This is a genomic window from Veillonella orientalis (genome assembly GCF_018406505.1).
Lineage (GTDB): Bacteria > Bacillota > Negativicutes > Veillonellales > Veillonellaceae > Veillonella > Veillonella nakazawae.
Genome location: NZ_AP022322.1, coordinates 1,471,653 through 1,496,483 on the forward strand (window position 1 = coordinate 1,471,653; position 24,831 = coordinate 1,496,483).

26 protein-coding genes are annotated in these 24,831 nt (G+C 40.2%); 1 reads left to right on the plus strand and 25 read right to left on the minus strand.

What is annotated here, in order from left to right; all coding sequences use genetic code 11:
- Positions 1-112 precede the first annotated feature (112 nt).
- The 3 genes from dusB to VEIS1202513_RS06670 form a co-directional block, all read right to left on the minus strand.
- Positions 113-1,099: a tRNA dihydrouridine synthase DusB gene (gene dusB, locus VEIS1202513_RS06660; RefSeq protein ID WP_213467117.1), complete on the minus strand. Its 987-nt coding sequence runs from the start codon at positions 1,097-1,099 to the stop codon at positions 113-115.
- An 88-nt stretch (positions 1,100-1,187) separates the two neighbouring features.
- Positions 1,188-1,955: a type III pantothenate kinase gene (locus VEIS1202513_RS06665; protein WP_213467119.1), complete on the minus strand. Its 768-nt coding sequence runs from the start codon at positions 1,953-1,955 to the stop codon at positions 1,188-1,190.
- Between the two features lie 9 nt (positions 1,956-1,964).
- Positions 1,965-2,939 (minus strand): biotin--[acetyl-CoA-carboxylase] ligase, encoded by a 975-nt coding sequence (locus VEIS1202513_RS06670; protein ID WP_213467121.1) that lies wholly within the window; start codon positions 2,937-2,939, stop codon positions 1,965-1,967.
- 171 nt (positions 2,940-3,110) lie between these two features.
- Here VEIS1202513_RS06670 and VEIS1202513_RS06675 point away from each other — a divergent pair, with 171 nt between their 5' ends.
- On the plus strand, positions 3,111-4,454 hold the full coding sequence (locus VEIS1202513_RS06675) for a threonine/serine exporter family protein (RefSeq protein WP_213467123.1): 1,344 nt from the start codon (positions 3,111-3,113) through the stop codon (positions 4,452-4,454).
- Between the two features lie 145 nt (positions 4,455-4,599).
- Here the strand turns inward: VEIS1202513_RS06675 and ftsH are convergent, their stop codons facing one another.
- The 22 genes from ftsH to VEIS1202513_RS06785 form a co-directional block, all read right to left on the minus strand.
- Entirely contained in the window at positions 4,600-6,528 is a 1,929-nt protein-coding gene (ftsH, locus tag VEIS1202513_RS06680) for an ATP-dependent zinc metalloprotease FtsH (protein ID WP_213467125.1), read from the minus strand.
- Between the two features lie 88 nt (positions 6,529-6,616).
- The gene (hpt, locus tag VEIS1202513_RS06685) at positions 6,617-7,162 is read right to left on the minus strand and encodes a hypoxanthine phosphoribosyltransferase (RefSeq protein ID WP_105086156.1); all 546 of its coding nucleotides are present in this window, start codon (positions 7,160-7,162) and stop codon (positions 6,617-6,619) included.
- A gap of 23 nt (positions 7,163-7,185) precedes the next feature.
- Positions 7,186-8,184, minus strand: a complete 999-nt coding sequence (gene tilS / locus VEIS1202513_RS06690; RefSeq protein WP_105094748.1) for a tRNA lysidine(34) synthetase TilS — start codon at positions 8,182-8,184, stop codon at positions 7,186-7,188.
- Positions 8,153-9,049 carry a Ppx/GppA phosphatase family protein gene (locus VEIS1202513_RS06695; protein ID WP_213467127.1) on the minus strand — a complete coding sequence of 299 codons (897 nt, stop codon included), beginning with the start codon at positions 9,047-9,049 and terminating at the stop codon, positions 8,153-8,155. Before VEIS1202513_RS06695 ends, tilS begins: the two co-directional genes overlap by 32 nt.
- A gap of 94 nt (positions 9,050-9,143) precedes the next feature.
- On the minus strand, positions 9,144-9,545 hold the full coding sequence (locus VEIS1202513_RS06700) for a S1 RNA-binding domain-containing protein (protein ID WP_105086153.1): 402 nt from the start codon (positions 9,543-9,545) through the stop codon (positions 9,144-9,146).
- A 69-nt stretch (positions 9,546-9,614) separates the two neighbouring features.
- Positions 9,615-9,947 (minus strand): FtsB family cell division protein, encoded by a 333-nt coding sequence (locus VEIS1202513_RS06705; RefSeq protein ID WP_105086152.1) that lies wholly within the window; start codon positions 9,945-9,947, stop codon positions 9,615-9,617.
- A 164-nt stretch (positions 9,948-10,111) separates the two neighbouring features.
- Complete coding sequence (locus tag VEIS1202513_RS06710) at positions 10,112-11,059, minus strand: L-lactate dehydrogenase (RefSeq protein WP_213467129.1); 948 nt, start codon at positions 11,057-11,059, stop codon at positions 10,112-10,114.
- 232 nt (positions 11,060-11,291) lie between these two features.
- Entirely contained in the window at positions 11,292-11,528 is a 237-nt protein-coding gene (locus VEIS1202513_RS06715; protein ID WP_005387228.1) for a GlsB/YeaQ/YmgE family stress response membrane protein, read from the minus strand.
- A 10-nt stretch (positions 11,529-11,538) separates the two neighbouring features.
- The gene (locus VEIS1202513_RS06720) at positions 11,539-12,345 is read right to left on the minus strand and encodes a hypothetical protein (RefSeq protein WP_005387227.1); all 807 of its coding nucleotides are present in this window, start codon (positions 12,343-12,345) and stop codon (positions 11,539-11,541) included.
- A gap of 123 nt (positions 12,346-12,468) precedes the next feature.
- The gene (folK, locus tag VEIS1202513_RS06725) at positions 12,469-12,942 is read right to left on the minus strand and encodes a 2-amino-4-hydroxy-6-hydroxymethyldihydropteridine diphosphokinase (RefSeq protein ID WP_105086150.1); all 474 of its coding nucleotides are present in this window, start codon (positions 12,940-12,942) and stop codon (positions 12,469-12,471) included.
- Positions 12,942-13,304: a dihydroneopterin aldolase gene (gene folB, locus VEIS1202513_RS06730; RefSeq protein WP_213467131.1), complete on the minus strand. Its 363-nt coding sequence runs from the start codon at positions 13,302-13,304 to the stop codon at positions 12,942-12,944. Before folB ends, folK begins: the two co-directional genes overlap by 1 nt.
- Positions 13,304-14,140, minus strand: coding sequence for a dihydropteroate synthase (folP, locus tag VEIS1202513_RS06735; protein WP_213467133.1), 837 nt, complete (start codon positions 14,138-14,140; stop codon positions 13,304-13,306). Before folP ends, folB begins: the two co-directional genes overlap by 1 nt.
- Positions 14,133-14,702 carry a GTP cyclohydrolase I gene (gene folE, locus VEIS1202513_RS06740; protein WP_213467136.1) on the minus strand — a complete coding sequence of 190 codons (570 nt, stop codon included), beginning with the start codon at positions 14,700-14,702 and terminating at the stop codon, positions 14,133-14,135. The genes folP and folE overlap by 8 nt, the downstream gene beginning before the upstream one ends.
- A gap of 8 nt (positions 14,703-14,710) precedes the next feature.
- Positions 14,711-16,267 carry an ABC-F family ATP-binding cassette domain-containing protein gene (locus VEIS1202513_RS06745; RefSeq protein WP_213467138.1) on the minus strand — a complete coding sequence of 519 codons (1,557 nt, stop codon included), beginning with the start codon at positions 16,265-16,267 and terminating at the stop codon, positions 14,711-14,713.
- 111 nt (positions 16,268-16,378) lie between these two features.
- Positions 16,379-17,518, minus strand: coding sequence for an amidohydrolase (locus tag VEIS1202513_RS06750; RefSeq protein ID WP_213467140.1), 1,140 nt, complete (start codon positions 17,516-17,518; stop codon positions 16,379-16,381).
- 63 nt (positions 17,519-17,581) lie between these two features.
- On the minus strand, positions 17,582-18,520 hold the full coding sequence (locus VEIS1202513_RS06755; RefSeq protein ID WP_213467142.1) for a S66 peptidase family protein: 939 nt from the start codon (positions 18,518-18,520) through the stop codon (positions 17,582-17,584).
- A 56-nt stretch (positions 18,521-18,576) separates the two neighbouring features.
- Positions 18,577-20,178, minus strand: coding sequence for a peptide ABC transporter substrate-binding protein (locus VEIS1202513_RS06760; RefSeq protein WP_213467143.1), 1,602 nt, complete (start codon positions 20,176-20,178; stop codon positions 18,577-18,579).
- Positions 20,175-20,993, minus strand: coding sequence for a serine hydrolase (locus tag VEIS1202513_RS06765; RefSeq protein ID WP_213467144.1), 819 nt, complete (start codon positions 20,991-20,993; stop codon positions 20,175-20,177). The genes VEIS1202513_RS06760 and VEIS1202513_RS06765 overlap by 4 nt, the downstream gene beginning before the upstream one ends.
- Positions 20,994-21,005: 12 nt before the next feature.
- The gene (locus VEIS1202513_RS06770) at positions 21,006-21,953 is read right to left on the minus strand and encodes an ABC transporter ATP-binding protein (RefSeq protein ID WP_213467145.1); all 948 of its coding nucleotides are present in this window, start codon (positions 21,951-21,953) and stop codon (positions 21,006-21,008) included.
- Positions 21,953-22,933, minus strand: coding sequence for an ABC transporter ATP-binding protein (locus tag VEIS1202513_RS06775; RefSeq protein ID WP_213467146.1), 981 nt, complete (start codon positions 22,931-22,933; stop codon positions 21,953-21,955). The genes VEIS1202513_RS06770 and VEIS1202513_RS06775 overlap by 1 nt, the downstream gene beginning before the upstream one ends.
- The gene (locus VEIS1202513_RS06780) at positions 22,933-23,832 is read right to left on the minus strand and encodes an ABC transporter permease (RefSeq protein WP_024066371.1); all 900 of its coding nucleotides are present in this window, start codon (positions 23,830-23,832) and stop codon (positions 22,933-22,935) included. Before VEIS1202513_RS06780 ends, VEIS1202513_RS06775 begins: the two co-directional genes overlap by 1 nt.
- Positions 23,825-24,757, minus strand: a complete 933-nt coding sequence (locus VEIS1202513_RS06785; protein WP_060924985.1) for an ABC transporter permease — start codon at positions 24,755-24,757, stop codon at positions 23,825-23,827. The genes VEIS1202513_RS06780 and VEIS1202513_RS06785 overlap by 8 nt, the downstream gene beginning before the upstream one ends.
- Positions 24,758-24,831 lie beyond the last annotated feature (74 nt).

A 24,831-nucleotide genomic window follows, 5' to 3' on the forward strand; every position in this document is an offset into this window, starting at 1 on the left:
TTCTACATATAAATTAAATAAGAAAAAAGTGCCATAATAAGATGACACCTTATCTTTTATTTCTAAATTATCTCAACCATTATATAAAAATACTGTACATTTGTCAATCTGACTACATTTCAGACAATATTTTACGGTATGATTCTAGCTCATTGTGAAAGCTTGTTACAGTATGAATTGTATTCACACGATTGCGCCAGTATGCTGATTCAGGGAGGCCCTTCATATACCAGCCTGCATGAGTTCGTATTTCCTTAACGGCCATACTTTCACCCTTATATTGACATAAGAGATCAAAATGCTTTAATAACATGTCGAGACGTTCAATATCGCTCGGCGCCGCCAATACTTCACCAGTCGCTAAATAGTGATGAATACGATTAAAGATCCATGGATTTCCCTGTGCACCACGGCCTACCATCACCGCATCACATCCTGTTTCATCGAGCATGCACTTTGCATCCTCTGGTTCCACTATATCCCCATTACCCATAACTGGTACAGACACGGCCTCTTTTACAGCCTTAATATAAGACCAATCAGCATGTCCACTGTACATTTGCTCCTTAGTACGGCCATGTACTGCAATAGCCGCCACACCTGTAGATTCGATGCGCTTAGCAAAGTCCACAACATTGATGGAATCACTATCCCAACCTATACGCATTTTCACGGTTACAGGCACATCCACAGCCTTAACCGCAGCCTCTGCTACGCGTGCGGCTAAGTCAGGATTCTTCATAAGTGCAGAGCCATCACCGGAGGAAACAACTTTTTTAACAGGACAGCCCATATTGATGTCTACAATATCGGCACCTGCATCAGCTACTACCTTTGCGCCTAATGCAATTGCTTCTGGATTGGAACCAAAGATTTGCATAGATACAGGGCGTTCTACCTCTTCAATACGCAACAATTCATGGGTGCGTTCATTTTTATATTTAATGCCCATGGCGCTGACCATTTCGGTACAAACCAAGGCGGCCCCATGCTCTTTAGCAAGTAAGCGATAAGCAATATCGCTTACCCCTGCCATTGGCGCTAATATGGCTTGTCCGTCAATTTTGACAGCTCCAATTTGCCATTGTTTATTATTCATATATATCCCCTAATAAAAAGGGTACAGCATAAGCTGTACCCGAATGTACACTACTTTGTTACATATTCGTAACTATATTATAGTAGCATTATTTATTTCTTTCGTAAATAAGGCGTAAACCTTCTAATGTAAGCATAGGTTCTACATGGTCAATGCAGTCCGTAGCACTGCTAATGAGTTGTGCTAAACCGCCTGTAGCTACGACAGTTACAGGATCACCCATTTCAGCTTTCATACGAGATACAAGGCCTTCCACTTGACCTACATAACCATAGAACATACCAGCCTGCATAGAGGATACGGTATTCCGGCAAATGACTTGACCTGGATCTCTTACATCAATACGTGGTAATTTAGCAGCCCGTTGGAATAGAGCCTCTGCAGAAATGGTAACACCTGGTGAGATAACACCACCCATATAATCGCCATTACCTTTAACAGCACAATAGGTAGTAGCCGTACCAAAGTCGATAATGATTAAATCACCTTTATAACGCTCATGTGCTGCTACAGCATTTACGATACGGTCAGCACCTACTTCACGAGGATTATCATACTTAATGGCGATACCAGTCTTAGTGCCAGGCCCAACAATAAGAGGATTTACATTGAAATAACGTAAACATACGCGCTCTAATGTAGGCATCAATGGTGGCACAACTGAGGAAATGATGATATCTTTAATATCCTTCACATCAACCTTACGGTCATGGAAGAATAGGTTCATCATCAACATGCCATATTCATCGGTGGTCCGCACACGATCCGTGGAAATACGCCAGTGACCTACAAGCTCCGTCTTGTCGTATACACCGAGAACAATATTGGTGTTCCCCACATCAATTACTAATAACATGAATGCCTCCTATTTGCGCGGACGAATTGATACGTCCCCTGCCACAATACGTTTAACTGTCCCATCAGGGATTCTTACTAATAAGTTACCATCTTCATCAATATCTGTAGCTACCCCTTCATAGGTATTTCCTGGTGCTCTTACTTCAATTTCCTCACCAAGCGTTACCGATAATTGACGCCATTCATTGAGAGTTTCCTCAAAACCACTATCGAGGACTTCATAATATTGATGTTCTAAGGATTCTAATATAATTTTAAAAGCTTCCGTCCGTTCAATATCAATGCCTTCCATAGTTAAGGATGTAGCGATCAACTTCAATTCTTCCGGGAGCTCTTCTTGTTTAGTCTTTACATTGACACCTATGCCCATAACAATATAGGAAATTTCCTCCATAGAGCCAGACATTTCGGTCAAGATGCCAACTAATTTACGACCATTCACAAGAATATCATTGGGCCATTTAATGCCTGCATCGGTGAGTCCCATTTTATGGAACGCTTTTGTTAAGGCTACGGCTGCCATCAATGTACATTTCGGTGCTTCTACAGGTGCAAAGTCAGGGCGCAAAATGAGACTAAACCATAAACCTTTCCCAAATGGAGAATACCAGCCCCGCGATAAACGACCTCGGCCAGCAGCCTGTTCCTCTGTTACAACAACAGTACCTTCTTCTGCACCTTGTTGTGCTAAGCGACGAGCTTCTAGGTTAGTAGATTCGGTAGTGTCCATATAGACATACCGTTTTCCAAATACATCTGTTTTTAAGATTTGCTTCATTGCTAATGAACTCAACAAATCAGGTTCCTCCAATAATCGATACCCCCTCTTGGTATAAGATTCTATTTTGTAGCCTTTTTGACGTAATGCCTTGATATGCTTCCAAATAGCTGTACGCGAAACATGACACGCTTCCGACATATCCTGTCCCGATACGAAACCACCTTGGTTTTGTCTCAAGAATTCTAATACTTCATCACGCATAGTTTAGAGCCCCTTTCTTTGTCAACCTAGGTTTACAATTCGATTGTACAAGTGTACCCTGTAAAATGCAAGGGTTATTTAAAAGAATTAATGGTATAATACATGTAGTATTAAGTTATACCTTATGCAAAAGATAACAATAGTATGGTCTATCATTATCTAGGGAGATATATGCAACAATTTACATTAGAAGAAAAAAATGAGGTTCTTGAGAACCCGTTTATTCATATTCATAGAAAGCTCGACGTCCTATTAAACATAGGCAAACTACTCATGGAATGTGGTGCCGATACAAATCGAATTATTGAAGAAATGCTTAAAGCCGCCACATTTATGGGTATTCCTCATGATTATTTAAATATACATATTTCCTATACTACGATTATGGTCAATTTACTGCATAAAGAACGATCTATTACCGTATTTAGAAAAACACCTGTCCATGTACCCAATATGGCCATGATCAATGCCGTATCTAAACTAACTTGGCGAGCCTTTGAACGACATTATTCACTTACAACTTATGAACAGTTAATTTCAAAATTAGATTCCACTATTCCAGTATATCCTGATTGGATAAAGGGTATTGCTTGTGCCCTCGGATCAGCAGGCCTTGCCTTTTTGTATAGTGGCGATATGATAGCTTTTATTGTAACTGTTATTTGTTCTCTAATCGGTTATTTTGGTCGTACCTTATCGGTACGCTTTGGTTGCAATGAATATGTAGGCATTGCAATTGGCGGCTTTGCCGCCATGGTTTCTGCCTATGGTTTCTATTCACATATTGAACAAGATTCGTTAGTTTACGTTCTTGTTTGTTGTACCTTATTTATGATACCTGGTGTACCGCTTATAAACTCCGTTATCGATACCATCAACAACCATATTTTATCGGGAATTACAAGAGCTATTAGAACAATCCTTATCGTTGGTAGCATGACCTTAGGCATGGCCATGGCATTATACTTTAGCCCTATGCCGGCCTTTAGCTTTGTAGATATTAAGCCTCATGTATTATCCATTGAGCAAATTATAGGGGCTTTTACAGCAGCCGCATCCTTTGCAGTACTATTTAACGCTCCTGTACGGTTACTAGTATCCATTGGTATTGGTGGTGTATTATGCGTATTTATCCGCAATTTATTAGCTGTTGAATTTGGCTTCTCCATACCAGGTGCTACCTTTGTAGGCGCTGCTGTAATGAGCGTGATCTATGTAAAAGTTTCTACTTGGCTGAGAACATCTAGCACAATTATCATCGTCCCATCTGCCATAGCCTTAATGCCTGGTATTTTATATTACAGATTCCTCTTTGATATACTTCATATCAACGCACTATCAGAGTCTGGCTTACTTCATATGGTCCAAAACGGTGTAACAGGCATCCTCACTATTATTAGTATTGCGGTTGGTGTAGCAATTCCAAATGTACTGGCTCAAAAATATTTAAAAGCCCGAAAAGAGCGTAGAATTCAACAGTACTTGGCAACACGTCACATTAACGATGGCCAATAGCTAATCCTCACCAACTACATTACGAGCTTCACAATATAGATAGAATACTAAGTACTATAGCTAGTAATAGGTAATTATAATCAAAAGAGCATATATAAAAAGAGCTGGCCCTCAACGAGGCCAGCTCTTTTATTTAGATATCTCATTATTTGATTTCATTAGAAGGTGTTTCACTAGGAACATCCACTGTAGCAGTGTTTTCTTTAGCTTCAACCACCTCTGGTACTACAATACCTGCCGCTTCTAGAGCTTCTTTAGGCTCCTCAACTTCAGGGGCTTTCGTTGTACCATATTTGTAAAGATTATCTACCGCTTTTGCATCGATGGTTTCTTCCTCTAATAAAGCATTTGCCATATCATGTAAGAATTTTTCATTTTCACTGAGAAGTTTTGTTACATCTTTGTACGCTTCTTCTACAATACGATGAATTTCAGAGTCGATTTTTGCAGCAATTTCTTCACTGTAGTTGCGTTCATGGCCAAGGTTTTTACCCAAGAATACTTGTTCTTGTTGTTCACCAAATACGATAGGACCAAGCTCATCACTCATGCCCCAACGCGTTACCATAGCGCGTGCTGTATTCGTTACACTTTGAAGGTCCCCAGAAGCACCTGTGCTGATTTCATCTAAAATCAAAGCCTCTGCAATTCGACCACCAAGGGCTACGCGAATATCCGCTAATAATTGAGATTTTGTTTTGTAGTTTTGTTCCTCTGTAGGAAGCATCATGGTGTAACCACCTGCTGCGCCACGAGGAATGATTGTTACCTTATGAACAGGATCTGCATGAGGCAACAAATGTGCCACGATGGCATGACCAGATTCATGGTACGCTGTTAACTTGCGGTCTTTCTCGCTCACAATATGACTGCGACGTTCAGGACCCATGCTAACCTTTTCACTAGCTTCTTCAACTTCAGCCATAGTGATAACTTTTTTGTTAAGGCGAGCTGCCAATAAAGCCGCTTCATTTAACAAGTTGTTCAAGTCAGCACCAGTAAAGCCTGGAGTTTTCTTAGCAATTGTTTTCAAGTCTACATCGTCAGCTAATGGCTTGTTACGAGCGTGAACTTTTAAGATTGCTTCACGACCGCGTAAGTCTGGACGACCTACGATAACTTGACGGTCAAAACGACCTGGACGCAACAGCGCTGGGTCAAGAATATCTGGACGGTTTGTGGCAGCGATAGTAATAATACCTTCGTTGGCACCGAAACCATCCATTTCAACGAGTAATTGGTTCAATGTTTGTTCACGTTCATCGTGACCACCACCAAGACCTGCGCCACGTTGGCGACCTACCGCATCAATTTCGTCGATAAAGATGATACATGGCGCATTCTTTTTCGCTTGTGTGAAAAGATCACGCACACGAGAAGCACCAACACCTACGAACATTTCTACGAAGTCAGAACCAGAAATCGTAAAGAATGGTACCCCTGCTTCACCAGCAACGGCTTTAGCAAGCAAAGTTTTACCTGTACCTGGAGGTCCTGCGAGCAATACACCTTTCGGAATTTTAGCACCGATTGTTGTAAATTTACCTGGATCCTTCAAGAATTCTACTACTTCTTCTAATTCTTGTTTTGCTTCTTCAGCACCTGCTACATCTTTAAAGCTAACCTTTACGTTACCTTCACCCATCAATTTAGCACGGCTTTTACCAAAGTTCATCACTCGGCCACCGCCACCTTGAGTTTGTTGCATAATAAAGAAGAACAACACCACCAAGATGATGATAGGAATAGCAGAACCTAACAGGCTCATCCACCAAGCTGGTTGCTCAGGTGGAGCTGCTGTAATTTCTACGCCATTATCTTGTAATGTTTTAATTAATGTTTCATCACTTGGCGCATAAGAATTGAACTCTGTTCCATTTTTTAGTTTACCTTTAATACCATGATCATTGGTAATCGTTACGGACTCAACCTTTTTCTGTTGTACTTGTTGAATAAATCCTGTGTAACTTAGTTCAGATTTATTCGCACTTTGACCAGAGAAAGCGTCAATGGCGATAACGAAAGCGGCAATGATAAGTAAGTAAAGGACGATATTTTTTGTAAATCGACCCAAAAGATTACCCCTTTCAATAATAATTTACTTGTATAAACGAATTGAGTACATCTCATTAAGAGATGCACTCATATATTATATCATATTTTTAATTTTGATACATTTCTTCCTTTAAAATACCGATATATGGTAAGTGACGATATTTTTCTGCGTAGTCTAAACCATAACCGATAACAAAATAATCAGGAATAATAAAGCCCACATAGTCAACGTCTACGTCCATCTTACGGCGATCTGGTTTATTCAACAATGCTGCAAGGCGTACGCTTTTAGCACCACGAGCATGTAAATTTTCTAATAAGTAATGCAATGTTGTGCCTGTATCTACGATATCTTCCACAACGAGCACATGCTTCCCCTCTACAGAGCGATCCAAATCTTTTAGAATTCGAACTACCCCTGTACTAGTTGTGCCACTACCATAGCTAGAGCAAGAAATAAAATCAAAACTTACATCTACGCTATCATCAATAGCGCGAGCTAAGTCTGTAAAGAAAACGATGGCTCCCTTTAACACCCCTACGAGCACTACAGATTCATTTTTATAGTCTTCGCTAATTGCTTTACCTAACTCGGCTACACGAGCCTGTAATTGTTCTGCTGTATATAAAATCTCTTTTGCGTCTTGATGCATCTATATGACCTCCACGATTCATATTAATGTTTGCAATATACCTTTATTGTATCACATTGAGCGATTACTTTTATACTTTTTATAGTGAAAGTTTTCTTTTCCCCTGTGTTAACAATGTCCAGTAATTGCTCTTGATGAGCTGATGTAAGCGTTAGATCAGAGTCAATGGTACTTACTAAACGCTGCCATAATCTCCGCTGTATTGCCAGTGGCTCCTGTCTCAAGGCACGGCGAGAGATTCTCACCTCGTCATCACCAATCGACACTAATTTATCAAAGGTTCTAGACGTTAAATCAGAGATAACCATTACATCTTCATTTACAGAACTTCCTAGTCGAACTATGGCATCTACCACAGCAGGGTTAACGGCTTCCAATTCAGGTATAATGCGATGACGAATCCTATTTCGTTGGTATCGTACATCCTCATTCGTAGAATCTACACAATACGAAATATGTTTTGTCCCTATATAGGCTAGTAAGTCTTCTTTTGTTACGTCTAACAGCGGTCTAACTACAGGAATAGCATATTCAGATTGTACTACAGACATGCCAGTTAAACCATTTAGACCAGAACCCCTAATGATATGTGCCAAAATCGATTCTGCTTGATCGTCTTTGTGGTGAGCTACTGAAATATAATCATACCCTTCAGACTGGGCAATTTCATTTAACCATTGATAACGTACTTGGCGGCCTATAGTTTCTTCAGACTTTTTATGTTCCTTACTTAGGCGCGGTACATCAAAGGTAGCGGAATAAAATGGCAGACCTAATTCTTCCACTTGATGTTGGAGCCACAAGACCTCCTCCTTACTTTCAGGGCGAATACAGTGATCCACAATGGCTACACCTATTTTGTACGTTGTATGACGATGCGTAGCAATATCTTGTAACAAATACAATAGAGCCATTGAATCGGGGCCACCAGAGCAAGCTACTAGAATTCGACTATTTTCAGGAAATAGATTATGTGATTTTAAGGTGTGATTAATGGTTCGAATAAGTTCTTTCACATTCACGAGCCATCGCCTCCATACCATCTTGGTCGCTCACAAATACATGAGGAACCTCATAAGCATCCATAAAGGACGTTAAAATTTCTGCACCAGCTACGATGATATCGGCACGTCCTGCAGGTAAACCTTTTACGTGTAATCGCTCATCGCGACTCATGTAACGTAAGTTTAGAATGATGCCCTCTACTGTTTCACGACTTAATTTATGACCTTGTACCTTTGAACCATCATAGTTTTCAAGGCCTAAATCAATGGCCGCTAGCGTCGTTAGCGTACCACCGATACCAATGAATTCACCAAATTCACCTTGAATCATCATGGGATCCCAAAGGAATCGAGTTTCTTCCCATACTCGTTGAGGACCTTCATCAGACATAGATTGAAGGCGTACAGCCCCTACAGGATAAGATCGACTCCAGTAAACGCCGTCCTTATTGCCTAATGCTAGCTCTGTACTACCGCCACCGATATCGATAGTTGTATAGTGACGACCATCATTCAACTGATCTCCTAATGCACCATTAAATCCATAAATTGCCTCTTCATCACCTGATAAAATGCGCCATTCCATAGGACAATATGTATTGATACATCCCATAAATTCAATGCCATTTGGTGCTTCTCGAACGGCACTTGTCGCGAAGCCAAAGCAGTAGTCCGCACCATATTGATCTGCAAGTTTTTTTATATCCGTGAAAGCTTGATAGGATGCTTCCATCGATTCAGTGCGCAATGTACCATCTGAATTACGTTGGCCTAAACGAGTAGTCCACAACTGTTTTGGCTCATAGTGCCATATATTATTTTCATAAGTAGCCAATAATAAGCGTACTGAATTTGATCCAATATCAATAATAGCTAACTTCATAATTGCTCCTTACATAATTAGTATGCCTCTAACACTATTATACTGTTAAGACCTATACATAAGTAAAGAGATGGCTCAATGCCATCTCTCACTATTAATCTCGACGACCGCCTCGGCCTCCGCGTTTACCTTCTGTATTGCGTTTTAAATCGTGTAAGCGTTCATTGCTATCGCGCAAGAATGATTTCATCTTTGCTTCAAAAGCCTCTGTGCTTTGTTTAGATTGAACACGACGAGGACGTCGCTCTTCACTTGCTGTCTCTTTAGGTTGTGTTTGACGAATAGAAAGGCCGATTTTATTACCTTCAATAGATAAAACCTTAACCTTTACTGGATCTTCAACCTTTAATACGGTATTAATATCTTCGACATACCCATGAGCTACTTCAGAAATATGAACTAGACCTGTTTTCTTCTCTCCTAAATCAACAAAAACGCCGAATTTTGTAATACCAGATACGGTACCATCAATAATGTTACCAACTTCGATTGCCATGCAACCTCCTAATTAATGCGGAAACCTCAAACTACAAACTAATGCGAATCTAAATTACTACAGTCAAACCTATTTTACATAAGGCACTTCACCAGGTTTTACAAGGCCGAGCTCCTCACGAGCCACCCCCTCAATGGTCTTTGGATCTTGCAACTTAGCCTTTTCCTGTTCTAATTCTTCATTTCGCTGTTTTAATTCTTGCAATTGTTGCTCAATATGTTGTTTTTCTTGATATACAGCCACCAAGCGATAGGCTTGCCCTAATAATAGCAGCACCATAATCCCTATACCAATTCGCTTGATCCACATGAGGATAATACGTTGATCCTGCGCTTTGCGATTAGGTCTAACCCGTCTGCGAGGCTTTTTTGGACGTTGTACTTCCATAGTGTCTTGAGTCATAATATCCCCCAAAAATATTCATCATCTGTATACTGTCATTTTTTAATTATATCACAGAACCTCGTTAGGGACTAAATAAATTTATCTATAGTTTATCTTATATCTATCATATAGTTAAAAAGGTCTTATCAGAGATAGATTTATTAGTAACAGCCACTATGGCCTTATAAAGACTCTGCTTTATGAGCATATTCACGAATTACTGCACAAGACTTTTTAAATAAAGCTAATTCATCTTCAGCAAGCTTCAATTCAAATACATCTTCGATACCATCTTTGCCAATAACTGCTGGAGTCGATGCAAAGATTCCTTCTTCACCATATTGGCCATCTAGATAACAAGAACATGGCAACACTTTCTTTTCGTCATGAAATACAGCACGAATTAATTCTGTTGTTGCACTAGCAATGCCAAACTCTGTGGAGCCTTTACCAGCCAATACATGGTAACCACCAATTTTTACATCATCTAGCACTTGAGTATGATCAAGTGTAGGGAATCTATGAGGCAATTCTTGTTGTAATTGTACTAACGGTTTTCCTTGTACATAAACATGAGACCATGGCACCATAGCACTACCGCCATGTTCACCTAAACAATACACTGTAATTGTACGGTTACTAATATTAAAAATGCGCGCCAATTCTTTTTGTAATCGCGCTGAATCTAAAGCTGTCCCACTGGAAATAATACGTTTTGGGTTCCAATTTAAATGTTTACATAAATAAGTAGCAACAACATCAGCAGGATTAGAAATAGAGATAATAAAACCATCAAAGCCGGACTTTTTAATTCGCGGAATAACATCCTTTAAAACCTCTACTGTATCACCAAGACTTTCTAAACGATCTTGATATAAATTTGGTAAAGGACCAGCGCTAAATACGAGAATATCACAATCCCCACAATCTTCAATAGGACCTGCAGTAGCTGTTACTTTATGAGGAATATAGCTAACAGCATCATTTATATCCATTGCCTGTGCTTTAGCTTTTTTCTCGTCAATATCCATCATATATAGTTCATCTACTTCACCTTGTAGAGCAAGAGAAAATGCTACATGAGAACCTACATGTCCAGTGCCAATAATACCTACTTTACGTAACTTCATAAGGGCCTCCTACGATTCGTACTAAAAGATATACATCTTCTAATTCAATTCCACTTAAACCAGCGATTACCAGTATATGAATCGACAATTTTAAGTTATATTAAAGCATATTGCTTGTAAAATACATAAACTATTATATACCTATTTTCTCATAGGTATATAAGAAAATAGATTTATAGTGATAAAAAAAGACTATTATAGGAAATCCTATAATAGTCCTTCTATTATATAGTTAGTCTCGTCCAGTAAAGAAGCTTACTACAGCAATCACTATAACTGCACCAACGATGGACGGAATTAATGCCATGCCTGCAAGACTTGGGCCCCAAGTACCAAGCAAAGCTTGACCTACAGAAGCCCCTACCAAACCAGCAATAACACGAAGAATAATCCCCATGCTTTGCGCCTTTTTAGTAATACGACCAGCTACAAAACCAATGAATCCGCCTACAATAATTGACCAAAGCATAATATACCTCCTATAAAGTCATCTCATCAAGATTAAGCGGGAATAAATCCTTATTCTCCATCACTTGTGGTGACTTTTCTAAATATTGTTTTCGCATTGACCATAAAATCTCTAAATCCTTTGGATCTAACTTGGACAATGCATATATCATCGTGAAATCTGAACCATAATGGCCACGCAAGCTATCAGGTACTCCTTTGGGTCCTTCTCCACCTAGACGATTATTAAAGAACCCTTGAATACGACGACTATCTAAATCAATGATAATAAACCCTGACGCATCATATACATACAATGTATGATTTATACGCTTTAAAGCTCGTACCGTATTCGTTATAAAATATTGATCCTTCATGTCAATGAGGGATGACTCATAACCTGAATGGTAAAAGTCCCCATAATAATGAGCTCCTCTATCTGTAGATTCCAACAAATCCTTGAGTACGGATTGTTCTGGCCCACTAAAATCAGAGAAAGTTTTTACCATAGTAATCTCTCGTAAACCACGTTGGTAATTCTCGGTCTTCGGTGGCTCAATATGTTGGCCACGAAAGGTAATAGGCATCAACCGAAGTGTATTATCAGCTAAATTATAAATACCATACCCTTCATAACCTAGAAAGTACACTTGTGAGTCGATAGACTTCATCGCTAATATTCGTTTTGAAATGATGGCATCACTAGAATTTACTAATGTATGCTCTTCTGGGTCTATGCGTACTGTTTTACTGTCGTAATTGCCACCTACTGCAAGCCAATAGGAGAGCCCCACTACAATTAATGCTAGTATGCATAAACCGATACGTTTTATATTCATTTATACTCCCTATGAATCCCCAGGCATAAAACGTAATAATATATTGCCATTACAGTAAGTCCCTATTAATATAATCCCAATTCTAGGTATAACTGTAAATTTTTTTAATATCTTTGTGGACTTCTATGCCAAACTTAATGTAGCTAGTCGCTCGCTAATTGAGATACCCTTATAGGTAAAAGTTGGTAACAACTCATGTAAAGGTTCTAAGACAAAGGTTCTATCCCAAAAATAAGGATGCGGTATAGTTAGAGTTTCAGCACAAATGGAAATCATAGAACCGGCTTCATCAAAAGCCAAAATAATATCTAAATCTAATGTACGTGGTCCCCAGTGAATGAGTCGTTCACGACCAGCCTCTTGTTCTAAGGACTGAAGGACACTTAACATTTCATGAGGATTCAAAGTACTTTTACAAGACCACATGCCATTAATAAATGACGCCTGATCTGTATATCCCCAAGGTTCCGTTTCTATCAAAGAAGAACTAATAACCTCTGAAACGGCCTCATGCCCTTGTAATAGGTGAAAAGCGGAATTAATATAGCCTCTTTTATCACCTATATTTGAACCTACACTGATGTAATAGGTATACATCAAATTTGACCTCTTGTAGTGACAACCTCAACATAATCTAGGATACCAGCAATAGGTACAGATGGTTTGCGCACCGTTACAGATAAGCCAACGATACCTTGATAATGTTGGTATAAAGAGTCGGCAATAAGTGCACCTAAACGCTCTAATAAATTATGTTTTTCTCCAGTCATAACAGATTCTACAAGCTCATATACTTCTACATAATTGATAGAATCCTCTAACTGGTCACTTTGAACGGCCTTTGTAAGATCCGTAGTAATTTCAACATCTACAAAAAAGCGCTGTCCTTGCTCTTGTTCAGATGTCAAATTGCCATGGTATCCATAAAATGCCATGTTTTTTAAAACGATTTTATCCATTATTCACCTCGTAATAGGCCATCTGCTACGGCCAAGGCGCGTTTGTGCATTTTCACATTATGAACACGCACCATATCAACACCTTGGAATACACCCGTAATACAAGCCGCTACCGTGCCTTCATCGCGTTCTTCTGGAGGTAAACCGCCCAACATAGAACCGATAAAACCCTTACGGCTAGGCGCAAGTAAAATAGGGTATTCATAAGCCGTTAATTCGCCTAAACGTTGCATAACTTCAATATTTTGTTCTTCTGTTTTACCAAAAAATCCGATACCTGGATCAAGCCAAATTTGTTGTGGTGTTACACCAACCTTTAAGGCTTTATCTACAGCAAAGAAGAAGTATGCCTTCATATCTTCAATGATGTCACCATAGTTTGTATCATTACTATTGTGCATGATGATTACAGGTACCTTGTATTTTGCGGCTATTGCTGCCATATCAGGATCATAGTGTAAGCCCCAAATATCATTTAAAATATGAGCGCCCTTTGAAAGTGCATAATCAGCAGTTTTAGCATGATAGGTATCGATAGATACAGGTACTGTAGATGCATGTAGTACAGGGTCTATCAATTGGGCTAAGCGTTCAATTTCTTCATCTGCTGTCAATGGTGTGCAACCAGGGCGCGTAGATTCTACGCCTAAATCAATGATATCAGCACCATCTTCAATCATTTGCGTTACATGTGCTGCTGCCGTCTCTGGCGTGTTAAATAAACCGCCATCAGAGAAGGAGTCAGGTGTACCATTGAGTATGCCCATAATAAGGGTACGATCGCACAAAGATAAACTTTTGCCATCATTCCATGTATAATTTCTACGTTTAAACATTTACCTGTCCTCCACCTAACATTGCTAACGCTTCGTCTCTTAATGTGCCTTTTTCGGCTAACACGCCTCGGCTTTCTAATGTAATAACCTTTGAATCTTGCTGCATGGTACCTTTGATGAGCATACACAACTGAGTCGATGTAATGCGTACAAATACGCCATGAGCGGATAAATCATTCATAATAGCATCTGCTAATTCAGATGCCAACCGCTCTTGTAATTGCGGTCTACGGCTAAGAATATTAACGATATCTTGGAACTTGCTAAGCCCTGCAACACACCCATCCTTAGGTTGGTACACAATATCTACAGTACCAAAGAAAGGTAATAAATGGTGCTCGCACATGGAATAAAATGGAATTCCTGTAACTGCCACAAGGCCTTTATAGTCTGTGCTAAAGGTTTCTCCCCATGCAGATTTTGTATCTAATCCTACGCCACTGAATAATTCACTATATAATTCTGTTACACGACTTGGTGTCTTCTCTAACTCTGGTGCCTCTGTATCAACAGATAAAGCCTCTAAGAATTGCTTTATCCCGTCCTTTGCACGTTGATTCATCGGTCCTCCTAAACGATTTTTGTCGTCCAATCCTCAATATTCCAAATATCCGTAACCCACCCTTGATAGAATTCAGGTTCGTGACTTACTAGTACAATAGTACCTTTGAAATCACGTAATGCACGGCTCAATTCTTCCTTCGCATATACGTCTAAATGGTTAGTCGGTTCGTCTAAAACCAACACATTGTACTTATTCTGCATGAGTTTGCATAGGCGAACCTTAGCATTCTCACCACCAGATAATACACGCATTTGAGATGTAATATGTTCATTCGTAAGGCCACAACGAGCAAGGGCTGCACGCACCTCTGCATTGGTCATAGCCGGATATTCATTCCAAATATAATCTAGCGCTGTTTCAGAGTTGGATGGTGAATCTTCTTGAGCAAAATAGCCAACTTGTAAAAACTCACCTTTTACCAACTCACCACTTACAGGTTTTAATAAACCTAGAATAGTTTTTAACAACGTTGTTTTACCTAAACCATTGACGCCGCGAATGGCGATTTTTTTATTTCTTTCAATTTGAAAGTCTACTGGTCTAGTTAACGGTTCATCATAACCTAATTGTAAGCCAAAAGCCTCTACAATGAAGCGGCTTGGCGTACGACCTTCTTTAAAGCCAAAGGTAGGCTTGATATACTCTTTTGGTTTTTCCAAAATTTCCATCTTCTCTAAGCGTTTTGCCCTAGAGTTTGCCATACCACGCGTCGCTACACGAGCTTTATTACGTTGAATAAAGTCCTCCATACGCTCAATCTCTTGTTGTTGACGCTCATAAGCCTTAGCCGCTTGCGCTTTTTTCACTTCATAAGCCGCTTGGAACTGATGATAGTCGCCAGTATAACGCGTTAAAACTGCTTGCTCAATATGATAAATAACGTTGACTACGGAATTTAAAAACTCCATATCATGAGAAATCAAGATGAACGCATTTTCGTAGTTTTGTAAATAATTTTGCAACCATTGGATATGCTCTACATCAAGATAATTTGTCGGTTCGTCCAAGAGCAAAATCGTTGGTTTTTCTAGTAAAAGTTTTGTAAGTAAAACCTTTGTACGCTGGCCACCGCTGAGCTCCGTAACATCTCGGTCAAGCCCAATATCCATAAGGCCCAAACCTGCAGCTGTACGCTCAATAACCGCATCAATTTCATAGAAGCCACGCTGCTCTAGAATTTCTTGCCACTCCCCTACTTGCTCGAGAAGCTTATTCATTTCATCTTCAGACACATCACCCATGCGATTGTACGCATCGTTAATGTTTTGCTCCATTACAAACAAATCATCAAAAGCTCGTTGCAATACGTCGCGAATGGTCATGCCCTTTTCAAGGACCGCATGTTGATCCAAATAACCTACAGTTACTTGGTTGGACCATTCAATTTTACCTTCATCAGGAGGTATTTTACCTGTAATGATATTTAGGAATGTAGACTTGCCTTCACCATTAGCACCAATTAACCCTACATGTTCACCTTTCAACAAGCGGAATGATGCATCATCTAAAATTTGTCGCGCTCCAAAACCATGGGTTACATTTGAAACGGTTAAAACACTCATATCTATCTCCACCGGAATAAAAGCCGTCTTGTTGAAGACGGCTTGTTTCATACTTACTTAAATATTATATCTATTGTACCTTTTTGACCTCTATATGTCAAAAATTGAACATCACTTACCTACTGCATAACGCAAGGCTACCACAGCCATAATCTTAGCGCCCTTAATCGCTTGCTCCAATCCATAGTCAGAACCTGCTGCACAAGTGAACTCTGGTGTATGAGCCTCTAAACCTAACCCAATTTGCAAAGTAGGCTGTGCTGTTGGTACTTCATAAGATACATTTCCTACATCTGTACTACCATCAGCCTCATCATCAGGCAATATACGGGGCGTTTCACCAAATTCAGTCATCACATCGTTAAAGAGATCTAATAGCTGTTTATCTTGACGCATATCCTTAAAGAGAGGCTCATAATGATGCATCTCAACACGGGCGCCATAAGATACTCCGATCTCTTTAGCAGCCTCTTTGATAGCCGGCAAAATAATACCTTCTAAATCGTCCACCGTACTACCGCGAACAGTCATACGAATCGTAGCCTTAGGAGTTACTACATTTGGTGCTGTACCAGCTTCGGTAAAAATGGTCCCTACAATAGCCCCTTTAGGGAATGTTTTCTTTAACTCTTTTATTTTTTGATATAAATCTACAGCACAGTCTAAGGCATTAATACCAGAGTCAGTTAATGATGCTATATGACAAGACCGTCCATGGAAGGTAATCTCTAGGGGATGCGTCGCTAATGATGTGCCCCCCACCTCATTTTCACCGCCTGGGTGAATGATGAGCGCCGCCTCATAGCCCTTAAATAAACCAGCCTCAGCCATGTATACTTTACCACCAATAGTTTCCTCCGCAGGACAACCAAAGAAGGTCGTTCCCCACGTTTCCGGTGCACTTTGACTGAAGGCAACAGCAGCACCTAAACTCATCATAGCAATGAGATTATGGCCGCAACCATGACCGAGTTCTGGTAGTGCATCATATTCACCTAAAAAGGCTATTTTATGCTGTGCAGTATCGTTATAGTCACCCCGTAACGCCGTTTGTAACTCAGGATAATCTGTTAATCCCACTTGAGATATAAAATTATGATTTTCTAAGAATTGGTTAATTACCTTAACTGCTTTATGCTCGTTTAAGCCCAATTCTGGGTTATCGTGTAAATATGAGGAGATATCGCGCAATTCCTCTGTCATACTATCTATGATGGCACAGGCACGAGCCTCTCGTTCTTGTAATGTCATAACTTCCCTTTTTAATTTCTAATTTATACTATTGATTATTTATTCTAACTAAGAAGAATGTGTCTATTTCGTATAGGGATGAACAATTATGGTATTTGATATATACCTAAAGTTAATCATCGCTCCTAGTGGTAATGTTTGATGCGGAGTTCCATGACCTGTTGGGACATAACATACAAAAGGCTCCAACAATTTAGGGTCTCTATTTTCCTCCATGTAGCGTAACGCTTCATAGCCTAAATCGTAATCACGCTCATCATCATCGCCTTCACAATCTGTAAAAGTACCAATCACTAAACCTTTAATACGACTCAATAAACCACTGAGGCGAAATTGTTGCAACATGCGATCTAGCTTATAAGGTGCCTCTCCTACATCTTCAATGAATAGTAATGTATCCTCCCAAGATGCATCCTCTAAAAAATACGGTGTTCCCGACAACATAGATAACATCGTCATATTGCCGCCCCGTAAAATACCTTCGCCTAGCTCAGTACCAATAGCACCACGAGGCGGTTCAGGTAAGGGTTCTATGACTTGTAATTTACCTTCTAAAGTATTAAATAAAGCATCAATATCTGCTTTGCGTTCAGGCTTAAAATCTACGCCCATCGGCCCGTGATAGGTAATGAGTCGGCTATATCGATTGATCGCCATGTGAAGTGCTGTACAATCACTATACCCAATAAAAGCCTTTCGATGCTTACGGATTGCTGTATAATCTAATAAATCTAGATAACGCATTGTTCCGTAACCACCGCGCAAAGCCAGTACAGCCTCACAAGGTGCGGTGGTCATCATATATTGAAACTCTCGGGCTTGCTCCTCTGGTGTACCGCCATACAAGCCTTTGCGATGTGCACTTTCACCAAAGAGTACTTTATAGCCCCTTAGGTTACAAATTTCTTCTATTCTATGTAAATCTTCATCGCTTGCACTGGCAGGTGCCATAATACCTATAATCATGCCCGGTGCTAAGCGCTTTGGTTCAATCCAGTTCATATGTCCTCATAAAATACAACAAAAGACGTACACATAGTGTACGTCTTAAGTGTATCTTATTTGTATGCTTTTTTAAAGTCAACAAGGCCCAATGTAGTCCAGAAATAATTTTGAATACTTCCATTTGTTACATATGGTTGTGTTGTGAAATACAATGGCATTACTAGGGATTCATCAAAAATTATCTGTTCTGCTTTATGCATCAACGCATCCCGTTCAGCCCCATTTGGTGTTGTACGAATACGAGCGATTAACTCGTTATAATCATCACTATGGTACTGACTATCATTGTCTTCAGCAGAAAATACTTCTAAGAAGTTTTGTGGATCACTGTAATCCGCAACCCAAGAAGCACGAGCAACTTGATATTTACCAGCTTCGCGGTCGGCTAAGAATACCTTTGTCTCTTGATTTTGTAAGCGCACATCTGCACCAAATGCATTGACCCAAGCATCTTGTACAGCTTCGGCAATCGCTTTATGTAATTCACTTGTATTATACAAAATCGTAATTGGAGGCAATGGATGATTTTTATCATAGCCAGCGTTTTTCAAGATTTCTTTAGCTTGTTCTACATCTTCATAAACAAGATAGCTACCCGCTTCACGGAAATCTTCACGTCCATTACTTTCAAGCATGCCGTAAGGAACAAAGGCATAGGCCGCCTCTTTACCACCGCGAACAATATTGTTAACGATGTTAGCACGATTGATAACCATGGAGAAAGCTTTACGCACCTCAGGATCTGTGAAAGGTTCTGCTTTCACATTGAATACGTAATAATAGTTACCAAGCATAGGTCCAATATGTAATAGACCTGCCTCTTCTAAGCGTTTTTGGTCCGCTACAGGAGGCTCAACCGTCATATCTGCTTCGCCACCTTCAACCAATGTAAGGCGTGTACTTTGAGATTCACTAATAGGCCAATTCATTTTCTCTGTTTTCACAGAATCTGCATCCCAATAGTCAGGATTCTTAATGAAATCCATTTCTCCATTATGCTTCCAGGATAGTAAGCGGTATGGACCATTAGATACAAATGTATCTGCATTAGCAGCCCAGTTTTCATGAGCCTCTACAGCTTTTTGGCTCACTGGATAATAGCTATGAGAAGCTAGTAATTTTAAGAAATATGCTGTTGGATTCTCTAAAGTAACTACTAATGTATTATCATCAGTGGCCTTAACGCCAACATCATCAGCTGTAGCATCACCATTATTAAAGGCTTCGCCATTTTTTAATACATATAACATATATGCATTGTCCGCATGGACTTCAGGGTCTAATACGCGTTTCCACGCGTATTCAAAGTCATGAGCCGTCAAAGGCTCTCCATTAGACCATTTCAAATCAGGTCGTAAATGGAAGGTATACTCGCGACCATCATCAGAAATATCCCAGCTTTTAGCAAGTGCTGCCTCTGGTTCACTTTCATCATTTAAACGAACTAAACCGTCAAATAATTGAAGTTGAACTGTATGCTCCGGAGAGGTAGTAGACTTTGCTGGATCCAATGTGGATGGTTCCTGCTCAATAACATATCGAATGGTATGCTCATCAATTGGTTGTTCCCCGCGAGGATAACCAAATACAAATAAGAGCACACTCACCCCAAGAGCAAGGACCATGAGTTTTAACAAATTTCGTTTATCCATCATGGCAATGCTTCCTCTACAAATTCTTTCATGATACGCCCTACTCGAGCGCCTAACTCTTTACCTCGGTCATTATCGATATCGCTCATCAAGAGGATAAAGCAGAAATGACCTCTAAATGTTTCTAATACGCCCCCATCGTGCTCTACACGATCAAGGGATCCTGTTTTATGGTGAAAGCGGGTATCTTCACCCCAATAAAATGGCAAGATATCACGGAATTGTTGGCGACCTAAAATATTCCACATTTCTCGGCCATAAGCATCTCTATCGCGACATTCAAAAATGTGTTTATAAAGGCGAGCTAAAGACAATGCAGTCAAATGGTTATCCCGGCCTTCTGCTAGAGCGTCAAAGTCCATCATCATACGATTGAGTTCTATTTCATCTACACCAATCTGTTCTGCACGAGCATTGATATTCTCCATGCCTAGAACAGTAATGAGTAAATTTGTCGCCATATTATCGCTAAGAACCATCATAAGACGACATAACTCAAGATACGTAAAGCTATGCTTTGCTACTAGTTCTTGTAATGCACCACCGCCTTCAACACGCGGTGTTCTAGATAGAGGAACAGTATCATTAAGATCCAACTGCTCTGTACGAGCTAAATGGAATACATACTCCATAATGAGTACCTTAATCAAACTTGCACTAGAGTGTACCGTATCTTCCCCTTTAGAAGCAATAATAGTCGGCTCCTCTTCATCGTCAAATTGAAGTACTACATAGGATATATTCCCCTTTGGTGCTAATTCTTTTATGACTGTATCGAGTTGATGTTCTAAGGACTTGCCAACAAGTAACTTTTCCATACTATTCTCCCATTATATGTGCCAGCATGCGATGCGGCGATCTGCCCAATCACGAAGAGGCGGACGTTCAGTAAAGCAACGACCTTCTGCCTCTGGGCATCGACCACTAAACAAACAACCTTTTGGTGGATTTAGTGGATTTGGTGGGTCCCCTTTAAGCGGTGCTCCAATTGGAGCATGCGGTATAACAGGACCGTTTAAGGCCGTCAAAGCACGAGTATACGGATGTTGTGGGAATTCATATAAATCCAATGCTGGACCTTCTTCCATAACAGCCCCTAAATACATAACTACCATGCGATGACTGATGTAGCGCACCATATTTAAATCATGAGAAATAAAGAGGTACGAAATACCATGTTGTTCTTGTAATCTCTCAAGCAAGGTCATAATTTGTACTTGAATGGATACATCTAGTGCTGAAATCGGTTCATCACAGATGATACACTGTGGCTGCATAATGAGAGCCCGTGCAATACCGATACGTTGACGTTGGCCACCTGACAATTCATGAGCATAACGCTCACCAAAGGACATGTTCAAACCAACTTGATCAAGTACTTCTTTTACACGAATAACACGATCGCGAGGTGTATATTTTGGATCTAGCTCCAATGGTTCCTCTAGAATCGCATTAACTGTAAGACGTGGATTAAGAGATGCATAAGGGTTTTGGAATACCATTTGCATCACCGGATGAACAGCTTTTCGTTCCACATACGGATCAATCTGACGACCGTTCATATAAATAGAACCTGATGTAGCCTGATGTAAGCCCATCAAAGTGTAGCCAAATGTGGATTTACCACATCCAGACTCACCTACGATACCAAGGGTTTCCCCTGGTGATTGATATAGGCTCACGCCTTGTACAGCATGTACCGTGTGTTTTGGCTTAAATAAGCCTCCTGACAGAGTGAACTCTTTAACGAGATTGTCAGTTTCCCATACGTAACTCATTAAAGTCCCTCCAACTTAGCTAACCAACATGTAAATTGATGATTCTCACCAACATTTGTAATCATAGGAATCCGATTACCACAGATACGCATAGCCCACTTGCACCGTGGATTAAATGCACAACCTCGCGGCAAATCAAACAAATCTGGCGGTTGACCTTCAACGGCTTTTAACTCACCATGCCATTTACCTTGTGGCAGAGCGAGCAATAATCCTAATGTGTACGGATGACGAGGTTCATTAAAGATGCCCTCCACTGTAGCAGATTCAACACATTTACCAGCATACATAACCATAACACGGTCGCAAATTTGAGCGATAACGCGTAAGTTATGAGAAATAAAGATAATGCCAATACCAGCCTCTACAGCTAATGTTTGCATAAGGCGTAAGATTTGAGCCTCTGTTGTAATATCAAGAGCCGTTGTCGGTTCATCGCAAATTAAAATCTTTGGACGCCCCGCCACAGCCATGGCGATACAAACGCGTTGACGCATACCACCACTTAACTCATGAGGATATTGAGACAATCGTCTTTCCGGTGTAGAAAGGCCCATCTTCTTTAACAAGTCGATGGCGATAGCTCGTTCGTCATAATCCTCACCATATGCATTGGTACGATGGATAACCTCATACATTTGCTCCCCAATCGTCATGATTGGATTCAAAGATGTCATAGGATCTTGGAATACCATAGCAACAGTAGTACCACGGAGTTCATTCCAGTCATCTTCAGTAAATTCAAGGCAATCATTGCCATCAATCATAAATGTATCGGCTTTGATTTTTGTTTTACCATATGGTAGTAATCCCATTAAGGAATTAACTAGCACAGATTTACCACAGCCGGATTCACCAACAATACCTAAAATCTCACCTGGTTGTAAGGAGATATCTTGATTGCGAATAACCCGTAAAGGGCCTTGGAAGGTATCGATGGTAATGGACACATTGCGCACATCAACAATTGCGTTATTCATTATCTATCTCCTTCCTTAGGGTCTAACACATTACGTAAGCCATCGCCAAGGAATGCGAAACCAAGCATGGTAACACTAATAGCAACAGCAGGAAAAATCAATTGGAACGGATAAGAGCGCATGCTACTAATCCCTTCAGAAGCGAGTACACCCCAGCTCGCCATAGGTGCATTTACACCTAAGCCGATAAAACTAAGGAATGCTTCTGTAAAAATAGCCTCTGGGATGGCCAATGTCAAAGTAATGATGATTGGTCCCACACAGTTTGGCAAAATATGACGCAATAAAATGCGATATTTCGGAATGCCCATCGCTTCAGCAGCAATGATATATTCTTCGTTTTTAACTTTTAAAATTTGGCTACGTACGATACGGGCCATATTCAGCCAGTACGCAATGCCCAATGCTACGAAAATAGATGTTAAGCCAGGGCCAAGTACAACCATCAACAAAATTACATACAGTAAAAGTGGAATACCGTACAATACATCTACCAGCCCCATCATGATGCGGTCAACCTTACCACCAAGGTAACCTGCAATACCGCCATAGGTAACGCCGATAACAAGATTGATAAATGCCGCTACAAAACCGATGGTTAAGGAAATACGAGCACCGTACATAACGCGAGTGTAAATGTCGCGACCTAATGTATCGGTACCAAACCAATGACTAAAGCTTGGGCTTTGGTTCGCATCAATCAAGGATTGGTCCGCATAGGTATACGGCGAAATTAGGGGTCCTAAAATAGCCAACACAATCATCACCAAAATGATGGTTGCCCCTACTACGGCCAAGCGATTTACCTTAAATCTCGCCCATTTACTAGGACGTTTTATAAAGCTTGTAATTTCTTCTTGAGGGGTTCGCTCAATAGGTAAAAAATCTTCCTTATTCATCTGTCCCCTCCTCTGTCGTAACACGTGGATCAATTAATGGATAAATCATATCCACCAAGATATTAAGAAATACTACAAGAGCACTATAGAAAATCGTAATGCCAAGGATAACCGTATAGTCGCGGTTATAAATAGATGTTACGAAATACTGTCCAAGGCCTGGAATAGCAAAAATCGTTTCTACGATAAAGCTACCTGTCAAAAGGCTGGCAGCCAATGGGCCCAAATAGGTAATAACTGGCAAAATAGCATTCCCTAACGCATGACGTGTCAAAATAGTCCAAGAACTCAAGCCTTTGGCGCGAGCTGTACGGATGTATTCTTGTTGGTACACATCAAGCAACCCACTGCGTGTTAAACGTGCAATGAATGCCATCGGTTGTGCAGCTAACGTTAATACTGGTAGCACCATATAAGATGGACCACGCCATAAGGCCACTGGGAACCAGCCCAGCTCAAAGCCCACCACATATACAAGAACGGCACCAATAATAAAGGTAGGCACAGAAATACCAATTGTAGATAATATGGTTACCGCATAATCAACGATACCATTAGGGCGCATAGCACTAATAGCACCGGCTGCAATGCCACCTACTACAGCCACCATTAATGATAATAAGCCGAGTTGAGCAGAAATCGGGAATGCATCGCTGATAATATCGTTTACACTACGGCCTTCATACTTGTATGATGGTCCTAGATCACCAGTAATAACACCACCTAAATAATCACCATACTGCTTCCACACAGGATCATCAAGATGATACTTTGCTTCAATACTTGCTTTCACCTGAGGTGGTAATTTCTTCTCAGTTGTAAAAGGTCCCCCCGGAATTGCATGCATTAATGCAAATGTTACGGTAATGATGACCCATAAGATTATGATTGCGCCACCTAGACGTCGAAACACATACCTTGTCATTGTCACTATCCTCCATAAAAAGTCTATCTGTTTTATTATACTACATTATGAAGTTAATTTCATGAATTACATCA